This is a genomic window from Stenotrophomonas sp. KH_036_B, from assembly GCF_057839485.1.
In genome coordinates this window covers 3,440,739-3,457,418 of the sequence record NZ_CM174491.1, presented here as the reverse complement: position 1 = coordinate 3,457,418, position 16,680 = coordinate 3,440,739, and the positions used below count along the sequence as shown (strand labels likewise).

12 protein-coding genes are annotated in these 16,680 nt (G+C 68.1%); 10 read left to right on the top strand and 2 right to left on the bottom strand.

Annotated features, from left to right (window positions below; translation table 11 throughout):
• Window positions 1–9 precede the first annotated feature (9 nt).
• The 4 genes from AC3ITN_RS15370 to AC3ITN_RS15355 all read left to right on the top strand — a co-directional run bounded on the left by AC3ITN_RS15370 (window position 10) and on the right by AC3ITN_RS15355 (window position 5,019).
• Complete coding sequence (locus AC3ITN_RS15370) at window positions 10–693, top strand: HAD hydrolase-like protein (RefSeq protein WP_489391067.1); 684 nt, start codon at window positions 10–12, stop codon at window positions 691–693.
• 157 nt (window positions 694–850) lie between these two features.
• A complete protein-coding gene (gene pyk, locus AC3ITN_RS15365) occupies window positions 851–2,317 on the top strand; it encodes a pyruvate kinase (protein WP_313348931.1) in 1,467 nt (488 codons plus the stop codon).
• A 229-nt stretch (window positions 2,318–2,546) separates the two neighbouring features.
• Window positions 2,547–3,551: a class I fructose-bisphosphate aldolase gene (locus tag AC3ITN_RS15360; RefSeq protein WP_313348929.1), complete on the top strand. Its 1,005-nt coding sequence runs from the start codon at window positions 2,547–2,549 to the stop codon at window positions 3,549–3,551.
• Between the two features lie 157 nt (window positions 3,552–3,708).
• Window positions 3,709–5,019: a M1 family metallopeptidase gene (locus AC3ITN_RS15355; protein ID WP_489391066.1), complete on the top strand. Its 1,311-nt coding sequence runs from the start codon at window positions 3,709–3,711 to the stop codon at window positions 5,017–5,019.
• Between the two features lie 12 nt (window positions 5,020–5,031).
• On the opposite strand, the gene AC3ITN_RS15350 is transcribed toward AC3ITN_RS15355, so the two are convergent.
• Together AC3ITN_RS15350 and cysK are read right to left on the bottom strand one after the other, a co-directional pair.
• Window positions 5,032–5,631: an O-acetyl-ADP-ribose deacetylase gene (locus AC3ITN_RS15350; RefSeq protein WP_313348924.1), complete on the bottom strand. Its 600-nt coding sequence runs from the start codon at window positions 5,629–5,631 to the stop codon at window positions 5,032–5,034.
• A gap of 238 nt (window positions 5,632–5,869) precedes the next feature.
• On the bottom strand, window positions 5,870–6,829 hold the full coding sequence (gene cysK, locus AC3ITN_RS15345; RefSeq protein ID WP_489391065.1) for a cysteine synthase A: 960 nt from the start codon (window positions 6,827–6,829) through the stop codon (window positions 5,870–5,872).
• A 233-nt stretch (window positions 6,830–7,062) separates the two neighbouring features.
• On the opposite strand from cysK, the gene AC3ITN_RS15340 reads away from it, so the two are divergent.
• The 6 genes from AC3ITN_RS15340 to AC3ITN_RS15315 all read left to right on the top strand — a co-directional run bounded on the left by AC3ITN_RS15340 (window position 7,063) and on the right by AC3ITN_RS15315 (window position 16,678).
• The gene (locus AC3ITN_RS15340; RefSeq protein WP_313348920.1) at window positions 7,063–8,046 is read left to right on the top strand and encodes a LysR family transcriptional regulator; all 984 of its coding nucleotides are present in this window, start codon (window positions 7,063–7,065) and stop codon (window positions 8,044–8,046) included.
• Window positions 8,047–8,455: 409 nt separating this feature from the next.
• The gene (locus tag AC3ITN_RS15335) at window positions 8,456–8,995 is read left to right on the top strand and encodes a DUF2946 family protein (RefSeq protein WP_489391064.1); all 540 of its coding nucleotides are present in this window, start codon (window positions 8,456–8,458) and stop codon (window positions 8,993–8,995) included.
• 77 nt (window positions 8,996–9,072) lie between these two features.
• Window positions 9,073–11,133: a TonB-dependent copper receptor gene (locus tag AC3ITN_RS15330; RefSeq protein ID WP_489391063.1), complete on the top strand. Its 2,061-nt coding sequence runs from the start codon at window positions 9,073–9,075 to the stop codon at window positions 11,131–11,133.
• Window positions 11,134–11,827: 694 nt separating this feature from the next.
• Complete coding sequence (locus AC3ITN_RS15325) at window positions 11,828–13,024, top strand: efflux RND transporter periplasmic adaptor subunit (protein WP_489391062.1); 1,197 nt, start codon at window positions 11,828–11,830, stop codon at window positions 13,022–13,024.
• Window positions 13,021–16,146, top strand: coding sequence for an efflux RND transporter permease subunit (locus AC3ITN_RS15320; RefSeq protein ID WP_313347997.1), 3,126 nt, complete (start codon window positions 13,021–13,023; stop codon window positions 16,144–16,146). The genes AC3ITN_RS15325 and AC3ITN_RS15320 overlap by 4 nt, the downstream gene beginning before the upstream one ends.
• A complete protein-coding gene (locus AC3ITN_RS15315) occupies window positions 16,139–16,678 on the top strand; it encodes a GNAT family N-acetyltransferase (protein WP_489391061.1) in 540 nt (179 codons plus the stop codon). Before AC3ITN_RS15320 ends, AC3ITN_RS15315 begins: the two co-directional genes overlap by 8 nt.
• Window positions 16,679–16,680: the final 2 nt, after the last annotated feature.

Below are 16,680 nucleotides of genomic sequence, written 5' to 3'. Positions count from 1 at the left end.
CGTCAAGTAGTGACGACTGTTAGTCGTCAAGCTCCAGGTCCTGAAACCAAAGAAGAGCGAACAACGCTCTTCTTCGACCTCGACGGCACCCTCATCGATTCGGCGGTCGGCATCACCCAATGCGTGGCGCACGCGCTTACGCAGATGGGGCGCCCGGTCCCGCCGCAGGAAGAGCTGCGGCGCTGGATCGGCCCGTCGCTGCGCACCAGCTTCGCGCCGCTGTTCGAGGATCCGGCACAGGTCGAGCAGGCGGTGACGTACTACCGCGAGCGCTTCGATGTGGTCGGCTGGCGCGAGCATGAGGTCTACCCGCGCATCGGCCAGGTGGTGCAGGACCTGCATGCACGTGGCCACCGGCTGGCGATTGTCACCGCCAAGAACGAGCCACATGCGCGGCGTATCGTCGAGCACCTGCCGTTTGGCGGGTGCTTCGAGGATGTGATCGGCGCGACCCCGGACGGCAGCCGCAGCGAGAAGCCGCAGCTGGTGGCCGAGGCGCTGCGCCGGCTCATGCTGCCGCCACAGCAGTGCTGGATGATCGGTGACCGGCGCATGGACATCGAAGGCGCGCGCCACCACCAGATGCGCAACGTCGGCGTGCTGTGGGGCTTTGGCGGTGCCGAAGAGCTGCAGGCGGCGGGCGCGCAGCACCTGGCGGCCACCCCGGATGCACTGCTCTCGCTGATCGACTGAACGGTGCGGCGGCGTTCCGTACGCCGCCGCATGTCGCATGCGCGTCCATCGCTGTCTGCAGGACATCGGCGAAACCCAGACGCGACAATGCTGTAAACGTATTCATGGGACGTGAAGGGTGTGCTAATTTCCCTCCTTTACCGGGAGCCCATTTACCATGATTGAGCGTCAGCGCCGTACCAAGATCCTTGCCACCCTCGGACCGGCAACCGACCCGCCGGGCGTGCTGGAGGATCTGTTCCGCGCCGGCGTGAACGTGGTCCGCCTCAACTTCAGCCACGGCGATCCGTCCGGCCAGGCCAAGCGTGCCGCCGACGTCCGTGCCGCCGCGCAGCGCGTGGGCGTGGAAGTGGGCATCCTGGCCGATCTGCCGGGCCCGAAGATCCGTATCGAGCGTTTCGCCGAAGGCAAGATCAAGCTCAAGGCGGGCGACCGCTTCGACCTGGTGGCCTCGGCCAACCCGCCGCCGGGTGACACCACCCAGGTGGGCGTCAGCTACCTGGGCCTGCCGCAGGACGTGGTGGCCGGTGACGTGCTGCTGCTCGACGACGGCCTGATGCAGCTGCAGGTCATCGAAGTGCAGGGCGAGCGCATCATCAACACCGTGCTCAACGACGGCGTGCTGTCCGACCGCAAGGGCCTGAACAAGCAGGGCGGTGGCCTGTCGCTCGGCGCGCTGACCGAGCGCGACAAGGAACTGATCGGCATCGTGGCCAAGATCGGCGTCGATTTCATCGCCGTCTCGTTCTGCCGCAACGCGCAGGACATGAACGACGCCCGCGCGATCGCCGAATCGCACGGCTGCTATGCCGCGCTGGTCTCGAAGATCGAGCGCACCGAGGCGATCGAGAACCTGGAAGAGATCGTCGACGCCAGCGACGTGGTGATGGTGGCGCGTGGCGACCTGGGCGTGGAAATCGGCGATGCCGAGCTGCCGGGCCTGCAGAAGAAGATCATCAAGGCCTCGCTGGCGCAGAACAAGGTGGTGATCACCGCCACCCAGATGCTGCAGTCGATGGTCGAAAGCCCGATCCCGACCCGCGCCGAAGTGCTGGACGTGGCCAACTCGGTCATCGACGGTACCGATGCGGTGATGCTCTCGGCCGAAACCGCTGCCGGCGCCTACCCGGTCAAGGCCGTGGAAGCCATGGCCCGCATCTGCCTGGGTGCCGAACGCCAGTTCCAGACCGAAACCGACTTCGGCGCCTCGCCGCGCAACCTGGAACGTGCCGACCAGGCCATCGCCATGGCCACCATGTTCCTGTCCCAGCACGTGGGCGTGCGCGCGATCGTGGCCATGACCGAATCCGGTGGCACCGCGCGCTACCTGTCGCGCTTCCGTGCCTCGGCGCCGGTGTTCGCGGTGACCCGTCATGACGGCGCACGCCGCCAGATGGCGCTGATGCGCGATGTGTTCCCGATCAACTTCGACAGCCGCGGCTTCACCCCGCGCGAAGCCGCTCGCGGCAGCATCCGCCTGCTGGTGGAAGCCAACCAGCTGCAGGCCGGTGACCGCGTGGTGTTCACCAGCGGTGAGCACATGGAAACCCACGGCGCCACCAACACCCTGCGCCTGCTGGAAGTGGGTGAAGACGGTCGCGCCAGCGGGCTGGGCGACCTGTAATTCCGGGGCGGGTAACGCCGGGCGCCGCCCGGCGTTACCTATGCGTCAGGGGACGGCTGAAACCGTTCCCGGATTCTAAATTCCAGCAGAATCAATTGGTTCTGTGAAGCGGTTTCACCGCGTGTGCGGTTGCGGATGGACGCGTGGGGACGCGTTCACCGGTTTGGCGCGTCCGTGACACTGCGGCCCGCTATAATCGGCGTTTTCCCGCACCCGCCACAGGAAATACATGAGCATCGAACAGCTGGCCGAAACCGCCCAGGCCATGGTCGCCCCGGGCAAGGGCATCATCGCCATCGACGAATCCACCGGCACCATCGGCAAGCGCTTCGCCAGCGTTGGCCTGGAGAACACCGAGGAGAACCGTCGCGCCTACCGCGAAATGCTGCTGACCACGCCGAAGCTGAACGAGCATGTCTCCGGCGCGATCCTGTATGACGAAACCATCCGTCAGTCCACCAAGGACGGCGTGCCGTTCGCCAAGTACATGGCCGACAACGGCATCATTCCGGGCATCAAGGTCGACAAGGGCGCCCATGCGCTGGCCGGCTGCCCGGGCGAGCTGGTCACCGAAGGCCTCGATGGCCTGCGTGAGCGCCTGCAGGAGTACTACAAGCTGGGTGCGCGTTTCGCCAAGTGGCGTGCGGTCATCAACATCGGTGAAAGCATTCCGTCGGGTACCTGCATCGAGTCCAACGCCCACGCGCTGGCCCGTTATGCGGCCCTGTGCCAGGAATGTGGCCTGGTGCCGATGGTGGAGCCGGAAGTGATCATGGACGGCGACCATGACATCGAGACCTGCTACGAAGTGACCGAAGCCACGCTGCGTTCGCTGTTCGACGCGCTGTACCAGCAGAACGTGCTGCTGGAAGGCACCATCCTGAAGGCCTCGATGGTCATCTCGGGCAAGGGCTGCGACGAGCAGGCCGACGTCGAGGAAGTGGCCGAATCCACCGTGATGTGCCTCAAGAGCACCGTGCCGGCGATCCTGCCGGGTGTGGTGTTCCTGTCCGGCGGCCAGGGTGACGAGCAGTCCACCGCGCACCTCAACGCGATGAACCAGATGGGCAACCTGCCGTGGCCGCTGAGCTTCTCCTACGGCCGCGCCATGCAGCAGGCCGCGCTGAAGCTGTGGGCCAAGGACACCAAGGCCAACGTCACCAAGGCGCAGCAGACGGTTTACGACCGCGCCAAGGAAAACGGCCAGGCCGCGCAGGGCAAGTGGAACGGCTGATCCGCCCCGCTCGCATGCAATGAAGGAACGCCGGCTCAGTGCCGGCGTTTTTTTTCCGCCTTTCGCTCGTAGAGCCACGCCCTGCGTGGCTGCTTTGCTTGCGCTCTGGCACCCTGTGCAGCCACGCAGGGCGTGGCTCTACAGGGAGGGTGTATTGATGCGTGCGGAATGGATGGTGCTGCTGTTGTTATCCACCTCCGGCGGGGCCCATGCCTCCGCGGCGCGCGGCTTCGACGTGCTGCATTACGACGTCGCGCTCGTGCCTGACATCGCAGGCAAGCAGGTGGCCGGCACACAGGCGATACAGTTGCGCTCTGAAAGCCCCGGGTTGACCCAGGTCGTGCTCGACAGCGGCGAGCTCAAGGTCAGTGCGATCAGCGTCCAGCGCCGCCCGCAACGCTTTGAGCAACGCGAGGGAAAGCTGCAGATCACCCTCGACCGCGCCCTCAAGCGCGATGCGGTCGCAACGCTACAGCTCACCTATACCGGCAGCCCGCCGTACGGCCTCGAATTCGCCCCCGAGCGCGACGAGGTCTACACGATCTTCTCCACCCGCCAGTGGATGCCGTCGGTGGACGCACCGGACGAGCGCGCAACCCTGCGCCTGTCGGTGACACTGCCGGCGGGCCTGCTCGCCACCGGTACCGGGCGCGCGCTGCCAGCGCGCACCTTGGCTGATGGCCGCGTGCAACACCGCTGGCAGCTGGATACGCCGATGCCCGGCTACGTGTACGGCTTTGCTGCAGGGCGCTACCAGCAGGCGCAGGCCAAACAAGCGGGCATTGCGCTGCGCTTCCTGTCCGCCGAGCGCTCGCCGGAACAACTGCAGGCGATCTTCGCGCGCACCGGCGGCATGCTGGACTTCTTCGCCGCACGGGCCGGCCTGCCGTATCGGGGCGATTACCAGCAGGCGCTGGTGGCCGACACCATTGGGCAGGAAATGGCCGGGCTGTCGCTGATGTCCGAAGCGTATGGGCAGGAGGTGCTGGATGACCCCGACCATGTCGCACTGATCGCGCATGAGGCGGCGCATCAGTGGTGGGGAAACCGCGTGACCTGCGCAAGCTGGGAGCACTTCTGGCTCAACGAGGGGTTTGCCAACTTCATGACCGCGGCGTACCTGCAGCAGTCACAGGGCGAAACCGCGTACCAGGCGCAGGTGCAGCGTTGGCGCAGCCGGTTGGAGGCGCTGCGTGCCAATGGGGCCGATCATGCGCTGGTGTACGACAGCTGGAACGCGCCTACAGCGGACGACCGTGCGGTGGTCTACCAGAAGGGCGCGTATGTTCTGCACCTGCTGCGAGCCGAGCTGGGAGAGGAGGCCTTCTGGCGGGGTGTCCGCGACTACACGCGCCACCATGACGGGCAGAGTGTGGTGACCGCCGATTTCCAGCACGCCATGGAAAAAAGCGCGGGCCGTTCATTGCAGCCGTTCTTCGCGCAATGGGTGTACAGCGCCACCCCGTAATACCGCGCCGGGTTATCCCAGCGCGGCCGGAGGCAGCGACATTTCCAGCGTTGGCAGGAAGGCCGTGGGCGTTGCTTCAAACGGCTGCCCCTGCGCGGCCAATGCGGATTGGTAGGCCTTGAACGTGGCCGAGTTGTAGGCCACCAGGATGATCCGCCGCGGTTCGCGGTGCGAACGCTGCCAGGCGACGGTTTCCGTCGCCGCGATCTGTGCCGCCTGGTGCAGCGGGTAGCCGAACACGCCGCAGCTGATGGCCGGGAAGGCGATCGACTGCAGGTCCAGCTTTTCCGCCAGCTGCAGCGACTTCCAGTAGCAGTTCGCCAGCAGCGCCGGTTCGTCACGCTGGCCGTCCTGCCAGACCGGGCCGACCGTATGGAACACGTGGCGGGCGGGCAGGTTGTAGGCGCCGGTGGCGCGCACCTCGCCTGTTGGGCAACGCACGCCGGCACGCACCTGCGGCAACGCCTCGCATTCGGCCAGCAACTGGGGGCCTGCGGCGCGATGGATCGCCCCGTCCACACCCCCGCCGCCAAGCAGGGACTCGTTGGCCGCATTGACGATCGCATCCACCGCCAGGGTCGTGATGTCGCCCTGCCACACTTCGATCTTCATGCGTACCGCTCCTTCTTGATACCGGGTCCATGCAACGGAATGTCGCCAACCTGCCTGCACCGTACCCGGCAGGGAGTCTAGGCTGCGTCATCGTCGTCTCAGGCGGTGCGACCCGGCAGGTACCGACCGATGGCCCTACCTTGCGGCGCGCCGGCTTCACGGCCCATGAAGGCGGCGCTTCAAACGCAGACGCCCACCGCAAGGGTGGGCGTCGCGTTCATCTTCAACAACGCAGGGGTCAGGGCAGGCCGGCCAGCCAGTCGTCGTCCGAGCCTTCGTTGATGTCGGCAAACAGCGGGGTGGAGAAGTAGCGCTCGCCGGTATCGGGCAGCATCGCCAACAGCACGCTGCCCGGCGCGGCCCGGGCCGCTACGTCCAGCGCACTGGCGACGGTGGCGCCGGCCGAGATGCCCACGAAGATGCCTTCCTCGGCGGCCAGCCGGCGCGAGGTCTCGATCGCGCGGGCATCGTCGATGGTCAGCAGCTCGTCGAAGATCCCGCGGTTGAGCACCTCCGGCACGAAGTCCGGGGTCCAGCCCTGGATCTTGTGCGGCTTCCACTCGGCGCCGCCCAGCAGCGCCGCACCTTCCGGTTCGGTGGCGACGATCCTGGTTTCGGGGCGGGCCACCTTCAGCACTTCCCCCACGCCGGTCAGGGTGCCGCCGGTGCCCCAGCCGGTGACGAAGTAGTCCAGGCGCTTGCCGGCGAAGTCGCGCAGGATCTCGGCGGCCGTCGTATTGCGGTGGTAGGCCGGGTTGGCGGGGTTGGTGAACTGGCTGGCGAGGAACCAGCCATGTTCCTCGGCCAGCTCGCGGGCGCGGCGGACCATGCCCGAGCCGCGTTCGGCGGCGGGGGTCAGGATCACCTTGGCGCCGTAGGCGCGCATCAGCTTGCGCCGCTCGATGGAGAAGGTCTCCACCATGGTGGCCACGAAGTGATAGCCGCGCGCGGCGGCCACCATGGCCAGCGCCACGCCGGTGTTGCCGGAGGTCGCCTCCACGATGGTGTCGCCGGGCTTGAGCAGGCCCCGGGCTTCGGCGTCGAGGATGATCGCCAGCGCCAGGCGGTCCTTGATCGAGCCGCCGGGGTTGAACGACTCCACCTTGGCGTACAGGGTCACGTGCTCGGGGGCGAGGCGGTGGAGGCGCACCACGGGGGTATTGCCGATGGTGTCCAGGATCGAGTTGTACAAGGCCATGGGAATGCTCCACGGAGAGTCGAGGGTACGCCGCGGACGCGCCGGGGCGGGGGAGGGGTAAGGCAGCCGCTGTTGGCGCGTGCCGGGCGCGACCGGGTTCCGGCAGACCGTAGCGCCGGCATATGACCGCGCGAAATGACCTGATTACCTTCATAAACAACATTTGGTTATAAGCTGGTGACGGCAACTGCCTTACAGTCCAGTGGCCCCTCCCTTCGCCTGTGCGCACGCCCATGACGCTGACCCAACTCCGTTACCTGGTCGCCATCGCCGACGCCGAGCTCAACATCACGCTGGCGGCCTCGCGCGTGCACGCCACCCAGCCCGGCCTGTCCAAGCAGCTCAAGCAGCTGGAAGATGAACTGGGCTTCCTCCTGTTCGTCCGCAAAGGCCGGAGCCTGGAGGCCGTCACGCCGGCCGGCGTGGAGGTGATCGGCCGCGCCCGCGCGGTGCTGTCCGAAGCCAACAACATCCGCACCTACGCCGCCAACCAGCGCCGCGAGAGCCAGGGCCAGCTGATCCTGACCACCACCCACACCCAGGCGCGCTTCGTGCTGCCGCCGGCGGTGGCGCGCATCAAGCAGGCCTACCCGCAGGTCAGCGTGCACCTGCAGCAGGCGGCAGAAAGCGACGCGCTGGACCTGCTCAGCCAGGGCGACGCGGACATCGCCATCATCAGCACCGCCGGTGCCGAGCCCACGGCGGGCATCGCCATCCCGCTGTACCGGTGGCGCCGGCTGGTGCTGGTCCCGCGTGGGCACGCGCTGGACCGCCCCGGTGCCGCGCCGGACCTGCAGGCGCTGTCGACCCAGCCGCTGATCAGCTACGAATCCTCCACGCGCGGCAGTTCCTCGCTGCAGCGCGCCTTTGCGGCATCGGGACTGACCCCGGACATCGCGCTGACCGCACTCGACGCGGACCTGATCAAGACCTACGTGCGCACCGGCCTGGGCGTGGGGCTGCTGGCGGAAATGGCGGTCAACGCCAGCGACGAGGACCTGCGTTCCTGGCCGGCACCGGCGCCGATCGACGAGTGCATCGCCTGGGCGGTGCTGCCGCGCGACCGGGTGCTGCGCGACTACGCGCTGGAGCTGGTGCACGTGCTGGCGCCGCAGATCGACACGCGCGACCTGCGCCGGGTGATCGACGGCAACCAGGAAGCCAACTGGCCGGTGCCGCCGACGTGGGAGTCGTTGACGCAGACCATCACCGTTTGAAAACGGTGATGGTCCGCGCATTCCACCTCCACCCCGCCCCGTTGGCACGCAGCCGGATTCCGTAGTGCCGGCCGCTGGCCGGCTCCTCAAGATGCCCCGGAGCCAAGCACCCGCCGGCCGCTGGCCGGCTCCTCAAGATGCCCCGGAGCCAAGCACCCGCCGGCCGCTGGCCGGCTCCTCAAGATGCCCCGGAGCCGTGCACCCGCCGGCCGCTGGCCGGCTCCTCAAGATGCCGCAGAGCCGAGCACCCGCCGGCCGCTGGCCGGCTCCTCAAGATGCCCCGGAGCCGACCACCGCCATCAGCGAAGGTAGGTGCCAACCGTGGGGCGGCACGCCTGCACGTGCGACGGTTCGTCGCAGTGACCCGTTCAGCGTCATTGCCGTGAAGGTCGGCCGCTACAATCGCACCGTGAACCGCTGCCGTGCCCCGTATGCCGTCCTGCTCCAGCTCGCCTTCGTGGCGACGCTGCTGATGGCGTTGGCGCCGTTGGTCAGCCGCTGGCAGCAGGCGCAGGGCCCTTCAATCATGCTGATGCCCGGTGGCATGGCCCATGTGATGCCCGGCGCTGACGTTGCCGGCAGCCCGCCACCGCACGCTGCCACGCACCACAATGTTCCCCAGCCGGGCATGTCTCACCACGGGATGGCCGATCACGACATGACCCCGCAGGCGATGTCGACGCACGACATGTCCCTGCACGCCGGGTCAGCGCATTCCGCTGCAGCGGCCGACACTGCGCCCGCCGCACCGGTCGACCCGCATGCCGGGCATGGCGAGGCGTGCGAATACTGCATGATGGCCTCGCGGCTGATGCCGTGGCTGGCGGTACTGATCCTGTTGTTGCCGGCCCTGCCGGTGATCGCCCCTGCGGTGCTGCGCGCCGTCGCCGCGCCGCGCAGCCTGCGCTGGCCCGCACACGGCGCGCGTGGTCCACCGCTTCACGCCTGAAAACCGCCCCGTTTCATTTTCCTGCCGCGCGACGCCGTCATGGCGCCGCGCGCCTGTGCGTTTTCCGGAGTTCCACCATGACCATGTCTTCCCGCAGTGCGGGCGCATCGACGCGCCTGGCTGTTTCCCTGTCGCTTGCGCTGGCCGCCCTTCCGCTGCAGGCCGCTGAACGCGACGATGCGCGCACCCTCGACACCCTGGTGGTCACCGCCAGTGCGCCGTCGTCACCGCTGCACTGGGTCACCGACCCACGCCTGCCGCGCCAGCCGGTGCCGGCCAGCGACGGCGCCGATTACCTCAAGACCGTGCCCGGCTTCGCTGCCATCCGCAACGGCGGCACCAATGGCGACCCGGTGTTGCGCGGCATGTTTGGTTCGCGCCTGAACATCGTCAGCAATGAGGGCAACCTGATCGGTGCGTGCCCCTCGCGGATGGACAACCCGCTGTCCTACATCGCGCCGGAAACCTTCGACCGCCTGACCATCATCAAAGGCCCGCAGAGCGTGCGCTGGGGCGCCGGCGCATCGGCCGGCACGATCCGCTTCGAACGCGATACGCCGCGCTTCGATGCGCCCGGCATCGACCTGGACGCCAGTGCGCTGGTCGGCTCGCGCGACCGCAACGACCAGGTGCTGGACCTCACCGCCGGCGCGTCGCAGGGCTACGTGCGGGTCAACGGCAACCGCTCCGAAGCCGACGACTACAAGGACGGCAATGGCGACGTGGTGCCGTCGAAGTGGCGCAAGTGGAACAGCGATGTCGCCGTCGGTTGGACGCCCGATGCCGATACGGTGCTGGAACTGTCGGCCGGCACCGGCGATGCCATCGCGCGCTACGCCGGGCGCGGCATGGACGGTGCAGCCTTCAGGCGCACCAGTTACGCCGCGCGTTTCGAGCGCGACAACCTGCCCGGTGCATGGGACACGATCGAGGCCAACGTCTACTACAACGACGCCGACCACGTGATGGACAACTACACGCTGCGCGACCCCAACCCCGCCAGCAGCATGCCCATGCCGATGGCCTCGAACGTGGACCGGCGCACGACGGGCGGCCGCATCGCGTCCGAGTGGCGCTGGCAGGACATCGCCATCGTTGCCGGTGTCGATGTGCTGGACAGCCGTCACCGCAGCCGCAACGGGATGGGCCGCAATACCTACCGGCAGACGCCGTGGAGCACCGATGCGCGCCAGCAGAACCGCGGCGCGTTCACCGAGATCACGCTCGGCGAGGGCACGCCGCAGCGCTGGGTCGGCGGGCTGCGCATCGACCGCGCCGAGGTGACCGACGAACGGGCGACCCGCGGCATGATGGCGATGCCGAACCCGACGGCAGGCCAGCGCAGGCGTGAGGATCTGGGCAGCGGCTTCCTGCGCTACGAACACGACGCCAGCAGCGCGCTGACCGCCTATGCCGGCGTAGGCCGCAGCGAGCGCATGCCCGATTACTGGGAGCTGTTCTCGCCCACGATGGGCCCGGCGGGCAGCATCAACGCATTCAGCGCGGTGCAGCCGGAGAAGACCACCCAGCTCGATGTGGGCCTGCAGTACCGCGACGAGGGCATGAACGCGTGGGTGTCGGCCTATGCCGGGCGCCTCCAGGACTACATCCTGTTCACCTACCGCGACGGCGGCATGATGGGCAGCACGACGCAGGCCAGCAATATCGATGCACGCATCGCCGGCGCCGAAGCCGGCGCGGAGTTCGCGTTCGGGCAGGGCTGGAAGCTGGGCGGCACGCTGGCCTACGCATGGGGCGAGAACCGCACGGATGGCGGTCCGCTGCCGCAGATGCCGCCACTGGAAGCGCGCCTGAGTACAGGCTGGGAGGGCGCGCGCTGGAGCGTCGGTGCACTGGCGCGGGCGGTGTCGCGCCAGCACCGTGTGGCCACCGGGCAGGGCAATGTAGTCGCCCGCGACCTGGGCCCCAGCGCCGGTTTCGCCACGCTGGCGCTCAACGCGGGCTACCGCATCAGCGATGCGCTGCAGCTCAGCGCCGGCATCGACAACCTGTTCGACCGCGCCTACAGCGAACACCTCAACCTGGCCGGCAGCGCCGATTTCGGCTTCCCGGCCGACCCCGTCCGCATCAACGAGCCCGGTCGCACTGTCTGGATGAAGGTGAACTACCGGTACTGAGGCAAAAAGCAAAAGCCCTTGGTCTGCGAGCGTGCCTGGCTTGGGCCGGCGGGTGCGGGTTTGCGGGACACGCCGTGAACCCATCCCTGGGGGCTCGTAGAAAACTTGCTCGTGTACGCAATCCTGCGTACACGGCAAGGCCTGGGTTGGGCGTCCTGCCCAACCCGCCCGGCGCATGCGCCGGGCCCATGTTTTCTACGGTCCCGCAAACCCACCCCCGCCGACCCTTAGACAGTGTGCCGGTGGCCATGGGAGAGCACAAAACCCCGGCCACGGCGAGCTGTTACACGCGTAGGGATACGCCATGCGTGTCTGCTCTTTCCCACCCCACGCAGCCAACTGTCGGGGGAGGCCGGCGGGTGGCCCCCGTAGGGACTGTCGAAAACATGGATGTTTTCGCCAAGCCCCCATGGATGGGTTTACGGCGTGTCCCGGAGCGGGGCCACCCGTCGGCCTCCCCAGCCCGTCGCAATGGAAACGCAGCGCTTTTGCAGTTGACCTTGACCTTGCCGCTGACCAACGACGTAATCCGACATTCGCTGACACACGCCGTTACACACCCGCAATGCCCCAGCACGAAAGGGGTTGCGCGTGTAACCCGGCAATGTGAAGGCGCCGGTAAACGCTTGGCACATATGCCTGACGCAACCCATGGCTACACTTGGCGGTCGTGGAATACCAGGGATTCATCTTCATGTTGGGACGCATCACCGCGCGCATCGCCGTTGGCCTCGGCCTGGTCATCCTGGCCGGGTGTGGCAGCAAGGAGGACGGCGGCCGCCGACAGGGCGCCGACGTTGTGCCGGTGACCACCCAGGTGGTGCAGACCTCCGCATGGAGCGACACCCTCCAGGCCCTCGGCACCGCCAAGGCCCGAGAGTCGGTCACCATCACCGCCAAGGTCAGCGAGATCATCGAGACCGTCCACTTCGAGAGCGGCCAGCAGGTCTCTGCCGGTACCCCGCTGGTCACCCTGCGCGGCCAGGCCCAGGAAGCCGCTCTGCTCCAGGCACAGGCCACGTTTGCCGAAGCCGACCAGCTTTACAAGCGCCAGCGCGAACTGGCCGCCCAGCAGCTTGTCGCCAGCGCCACCCTCGATACCCAGCGCGCCATCCGCGATGCCGCCGACGCCCGCGTGCGTGAAATGCAGTCCGACATCGGCGATCGCCGCGTCCGCGCGCCGTTCGCCGGCGTGCTCGGCATCCGCCAGGTCAGCGAGGGGTCGCTGGTCACACCGACCACCGTCATCGCCACCCTCGACGACATCGAGCGCATGCACGTCGACTTCCAGGTGCCCGAAGCCGAGCTGGCCTCGCTGTCCAACGGCGACAAGGTCAGCGCCACCAGCGTCGCCTACCCGGGGCGCACCTTCGAGGGCGAGGTGGCCACCATCGACACCCGTGTCGATCCCGGCACCCGTGCCGTGACCGTCCGTGCCGACTTCATCAATGCCGACCACGCCCTGCGCCCGGGCATGCTGCTCGACGTGCACATGTTCCGCCCGGAACGCCAGGCCGTGGTGATTCCCGAGATCGCCGTGGTCCAGGTCGGGCGCGATTCGTACGTGTTCCGCGTCAAGGCCGACCATACCGTCGAACGCCTCGACGTGGTCAGCGGCGCGCGCCGCTCCGGCGTCGTCGAGATCCGGGAAGGACTGAAGGCCGGTGATCGCATCGTCGTCGACGGCACTGGCAAGCTGCGTCCTGGTCTGAAGGTCAATGACAGTGCCGCGCCGGCAGCTACCCCGTCGCCGCCCGCGCCTGCCGCGTCTCCTGCGGCACCCCCGGCCGATGCGCCGGCTGAAAAGGCCACCGACCCCGCGCCCGCAGGCACCGTCCGCGCCCCGACCGGCGCGACCGCCGTTGTGGCCCCCACCGGCACTGCCGGATGAAGCTCTCCAACATCTCCATCCAGCGGCCGGTCTTTGCCGTGGTGATGAGCCTGCTGCTGGTCGTGCTGGGCATCATGTCGTTCACCCGCCTGACCCTGCGCGAACTGCCCGCGATCGACCCGCCGATCGTCTCGGTCTCCGTCGACTACACCGGTGCCTCCGCCGCCGTCATCGAAAGCCGTATCACCCAAGTGCTCGAAGACGCGTTGGCCGGCATCGAGGGCATCGACACCATCAACGCGCGCAGCTCCAACGGCCGCTCGCAGGTCAGCATCGAGTTCACCTCCAACCGCGACATCGAAGCGGCCGCCAACGACGTCCGCGACGCGGTCAGCCGCGTGGCCGACCGCATGCCCGAGGAAGCGCGCCCGCCGGAAATCGCCAAGGTCGAGAGCGACGCCGATCCGATCATCTGGTTCAACATGACCTCCTCCAGCATGGACACGCTGGAGCTGAGCGATTACGCCGACCGCTACGTGGTCGATCGCTTCTCCAGCCTCGACGGCGTGGCCCAGGTGCGCATCGGCGGCCGCCAGCGCTATGCCATGCGCATCTGGCTGGACCGCGACCAGCTGGCCGCGCGCGGCCTCACCGTCGGTGACGTGGAAACCGCGCTGCGCAACGAGAACGTCGAACTGCCCGCCGGCCGCATCGAATCGGCCGACCGCGACTTCACCCTGCGCGTGGAGCGCAACTATGTGAAGCCCGAAGACTTCGCCACCATTCCGCTGGGCAAGGGCGCCGACGGCTATGTGGTGCGCATGGGCGACGTGGCCAAGATCGAACTGGCCTCGTCCGAACGCCGCGCGTATTACCGCAGCAACGGCGAGCCGGGCATCGGCCTGGGCATCGTCAAGACCTCCACCGCCAACTCGCTGGACGTGGCGCGCACCGCGCGCGCCGAGGCCGAGCGGGTCGGGCAGACCCTGCCTGAAGGCACCCACATCTTCGTCGCGTTCGACAACACCACCTTCATCGAAGCCGCCGTGGACCGCGTCTACGCCACGCTGGTGGAAGCCATGCTGCTGGTGCTGGTGGTGATCTGGCTGTTCCTCGGCAGCTTCCGTGCCGCCCTGATTCCCGCCGTGACCGTGCCGGTGTGCCTGGTCGCCGCGTTCATCGCCCTGTACGCCTTCGGTTTCTCCATCAACCTGCTGACCCTGCTGGCGCTGGTGCTGTGCATCGGCCTGGTCGTGGACGATGCGATCGTGGTGGTGGAGAACGTGCAGCGCCGCATCGACCTGGGCGAACCGCCGCTGGTCGCCTCCAAGCGCGGCACCGCGCAGGTGGCGTTCGCGGTCATCGCCACCACCGCCGTGCTGGTGGCGGTGTTCCTGCCGGTCGGCTTCCTGGAAGGCAACACCGGCCGCCTGTTCCGCGAACTGGCGGTTGCACTCGCCGCCGCCGTGGCGCTGTCGGCGTTCGTGTCGCTGACGCTGACCCCGATGATGGCCTCCAAACTGCTCAAGCCGCATACCGGCCAGCCGCCGAAGGGCCTGCACGGGTTGATCAACCGCAACCTGGACCGCGTCTCTGCCGCGTACGGGCGCTTCCTCGACGCGCATGTCGGTCGCATCTGGATCTACGTGGTGGTCATGCTGCTGTCGCTGCTGGCCAGCGCGCTGCTGCTCAAGGTGCTGCCCTCCGAGCTGGCCCCGGCCGAAGACCGGGGCTCGTTCCAGATCATGATCGACGGCCCTGAAGGCGCGGGCTACGACTACACCGTTGCCCAGGTGCAGCAGGTGGAGAAGGTCGTGGCCGGCTTCGTCGGCAACGACAAGCCGATCGTGCGTGCCAACCCGCGCGTGCCCGGTGGTTTCGGGGCCAGCGAGGAAATGCACACCGGCCGCATCAGCGTGTTCCTGCAGCCGTGGCGCGAACGCACTGCCGCCACCCCCGACGTGGCCGCCGAGCTGCAGAAGGACCTGGATGGCATCCGTGGCGTGCGCGTGCGCACCCAGGTCGGTGGTGGCCTGGTCCGCAGCCAGGGCCAGCCGTTCCAGATCGTGCTGGGTGGGCCCGAGTACGCCGAAATCGCGCAGTGGCGCGACCGCATGCTGGAGCGCATGGCCGACAACCCCGGCCTGGTCGGTCCCGATTCGGACTACAAGGAAACCCGGCCGCAGATGCGGGTGAATATCGACCGCCAGCGTGCGGCCGACCTGGGCGTGTCGGTCACCGCGATTGGTTCGGCGCTGGAAACCATGATGGGGTCGCGCCGCGTCACCACCTTCGTCGACAACGGCGAGGAGTACGACGTCCTGGTGCAGGCCGGCCGCGACGGGCGCGCCAGCCCGGACGACCTGGCCGCGATCCGCGTGCGCGCCACCAACGGCGAGCTGGTGCCGCTGTCCAACCTGGTCACGCTCAGCGAAGTGGCCGAAGCGGGCAACCTCAACCGCTTCAACCGCCTGCGTTCGATCACCATCACCGCCGGCCTGGCGCCGGGCTATCCGTTGGGTGAGGCGATTGCCTGGGCCCAGCAGACCGCCCGCGAGGAACTGCCGCAGCACGCGCAGATCGACTGGAAGGGCGAATCGCGCGAGTACCAGAACGCCGGCAGCGCGGTGCTGCTCACCTTCGCCATGGCGCTGCTGGTGGTGTACCTGGTCCTGGCCGCGCAGTTCGAAAGCTTCATCCATCCGCTGGTGATCATGCTCACCGTGCCGCTGGGCGTGCTCGGCGCGTTGCTGGGGCTGTATGTCAGCGGGGGCACCATCAACCTGTTCAGCCAGATCGGCATCGTCATGCTGGTCGGGCTGGCGGCCAAGAACGGCATCCTGATCGTCGAGTTCGCCAACCAGCTGCGCGACGAAGGCCGCGATGTGCACCGGGCCATTGTTGAATCGGCGATGGTGCGCCTGCGTCCGATCCTGATGACCTCCATCGCCACCGTGGTGGGCGCGATCCCGCTGGTGGTCGCCGGCGGACCTGGCTCGGCCAGCCGCGGCACCATCGGCATCGTGGTGATCTTCGGCGTCACCGTGTCCACCTTCCTCTCGCTGTTCGTGGTGCCGGCCTTCTATGCGCTGCTGGCGCCGTACACGCGGTCGCCCGAAGCGGTGGCCCGCGAGCTTGAGCAGCAGGAGGCCGACACGCCGTCGGTGGGTGGGCATGCCTGACGGGTTGCCGCGGCTGCAGGGTGACGGGTTCGTGCTGCGCCCCTGGCGCGGCGACGATCTGGACGCGCTGCTGCGGCATGCCAACGATGAAGCGGTCTCGCGCGGCCTGCGCGACCGCTTCCCGTTCCCGTATACCCGTGAAGACGGCGAAGCCTTCCTGGGCGGGCGGATCCTGGCGCCGAGTACCCTCAGCCTGGCCATCGAGATCGATGGCGCGGCCTGCGGCAGCATCGGAGCCCTGCCGGGCGTGGCCGAGCGCGCGCATGCGGCCGAGCTGGGCTACTGGCTGGGTCGCGCCTATTGGGGGCAGGGCTGGATGTCGCGCGTAGTGGCCCTCTTCGCGCCGTGGGCGATGGACGAACTGCGCCTGTTCAGGCTGCAGGCCGAGGTGCTCGCGTTCAACGAGGGCTCGGCCCGGGTGCTGCTGGGCAACGGGTTCGTGGAGGAAGGGACGGCCCGTGCCGCCGTCTTCAAGCGCGGGCAGCTGCACGATCTGCGGCGGTTCGCCCGCGTGCGCGACCGGCTGCCCTGAGG

Coding starts and splice junctions, on each gene's coding strand:
- pyk (WP_313348931.1), top strand. CDS start 851: ATGATTGAGCGTCAGCGCCGTACCAAGATCCTTGCCACCCTCGGACCG.
- AC3ITN_RS15360 (WP_313348929.1), top strand. CDS start 2,547: ATGAGCATCGAACAGCTGGCCGAAACCGCCCAGGCCATGGTCGCCCCG.
- AC3ITN_RS15355 (WP_489391066.1), top strand. CDS start 3,709: ATGCGTGCGGAATGGATGGTGCTGCTGTTGTTATCCACCTCCGGCGGG.
- AC3ITN_RS15350 (WP_313348924.1), bottom strand. CDS start 5,631: ATGAAGATCGAAGTGTGGCAGGGCGACATCACGACCCTGGCGGTGGAT.
- cysK (WP_489391065.1), bottom strand. CDS start 6,829: ATGGCCTTGTACAACTCGATCCTGGACACCATCGGCAATACCCCCGTG.
- AC3ITN_RS15340 (WP_313348920.1), top strand. CDS start 7,063: ATGACGCTGACCCAACTCCGTTACCTGGTCGCCATCGCCGACGCCGAG.
- AC3ITN_RS15330 (WP_489391063.1), top strand. CDS start 9,073: ATGACCATGTCTTCCCGCAGTGCGGGCGCATCGACGCGCCTGGCTGTT.
- AC3ITN_RS15325 (WP_489391062.1), top strand. CDS start 11,828: ATGTTGGGACGCATCACCGCGCGCATCGCCGTTGGCCTCGGCCTGGTC.
- AC3ITN_RS15320 (WP_313347997.1), top strand. CDS start 13,021: ATGAAGCTCTCCAACATCTCCATCCAGCGGCCGGTCTTTGCCGTGGTG.
- AC3ITN_RS15315 (WP_489391061.1), top strand. CDS start 16,139: ATGCCTGACGGGTTGCCGCGGCTGCAGGGTGACGGGTTCGTGCTGCGC.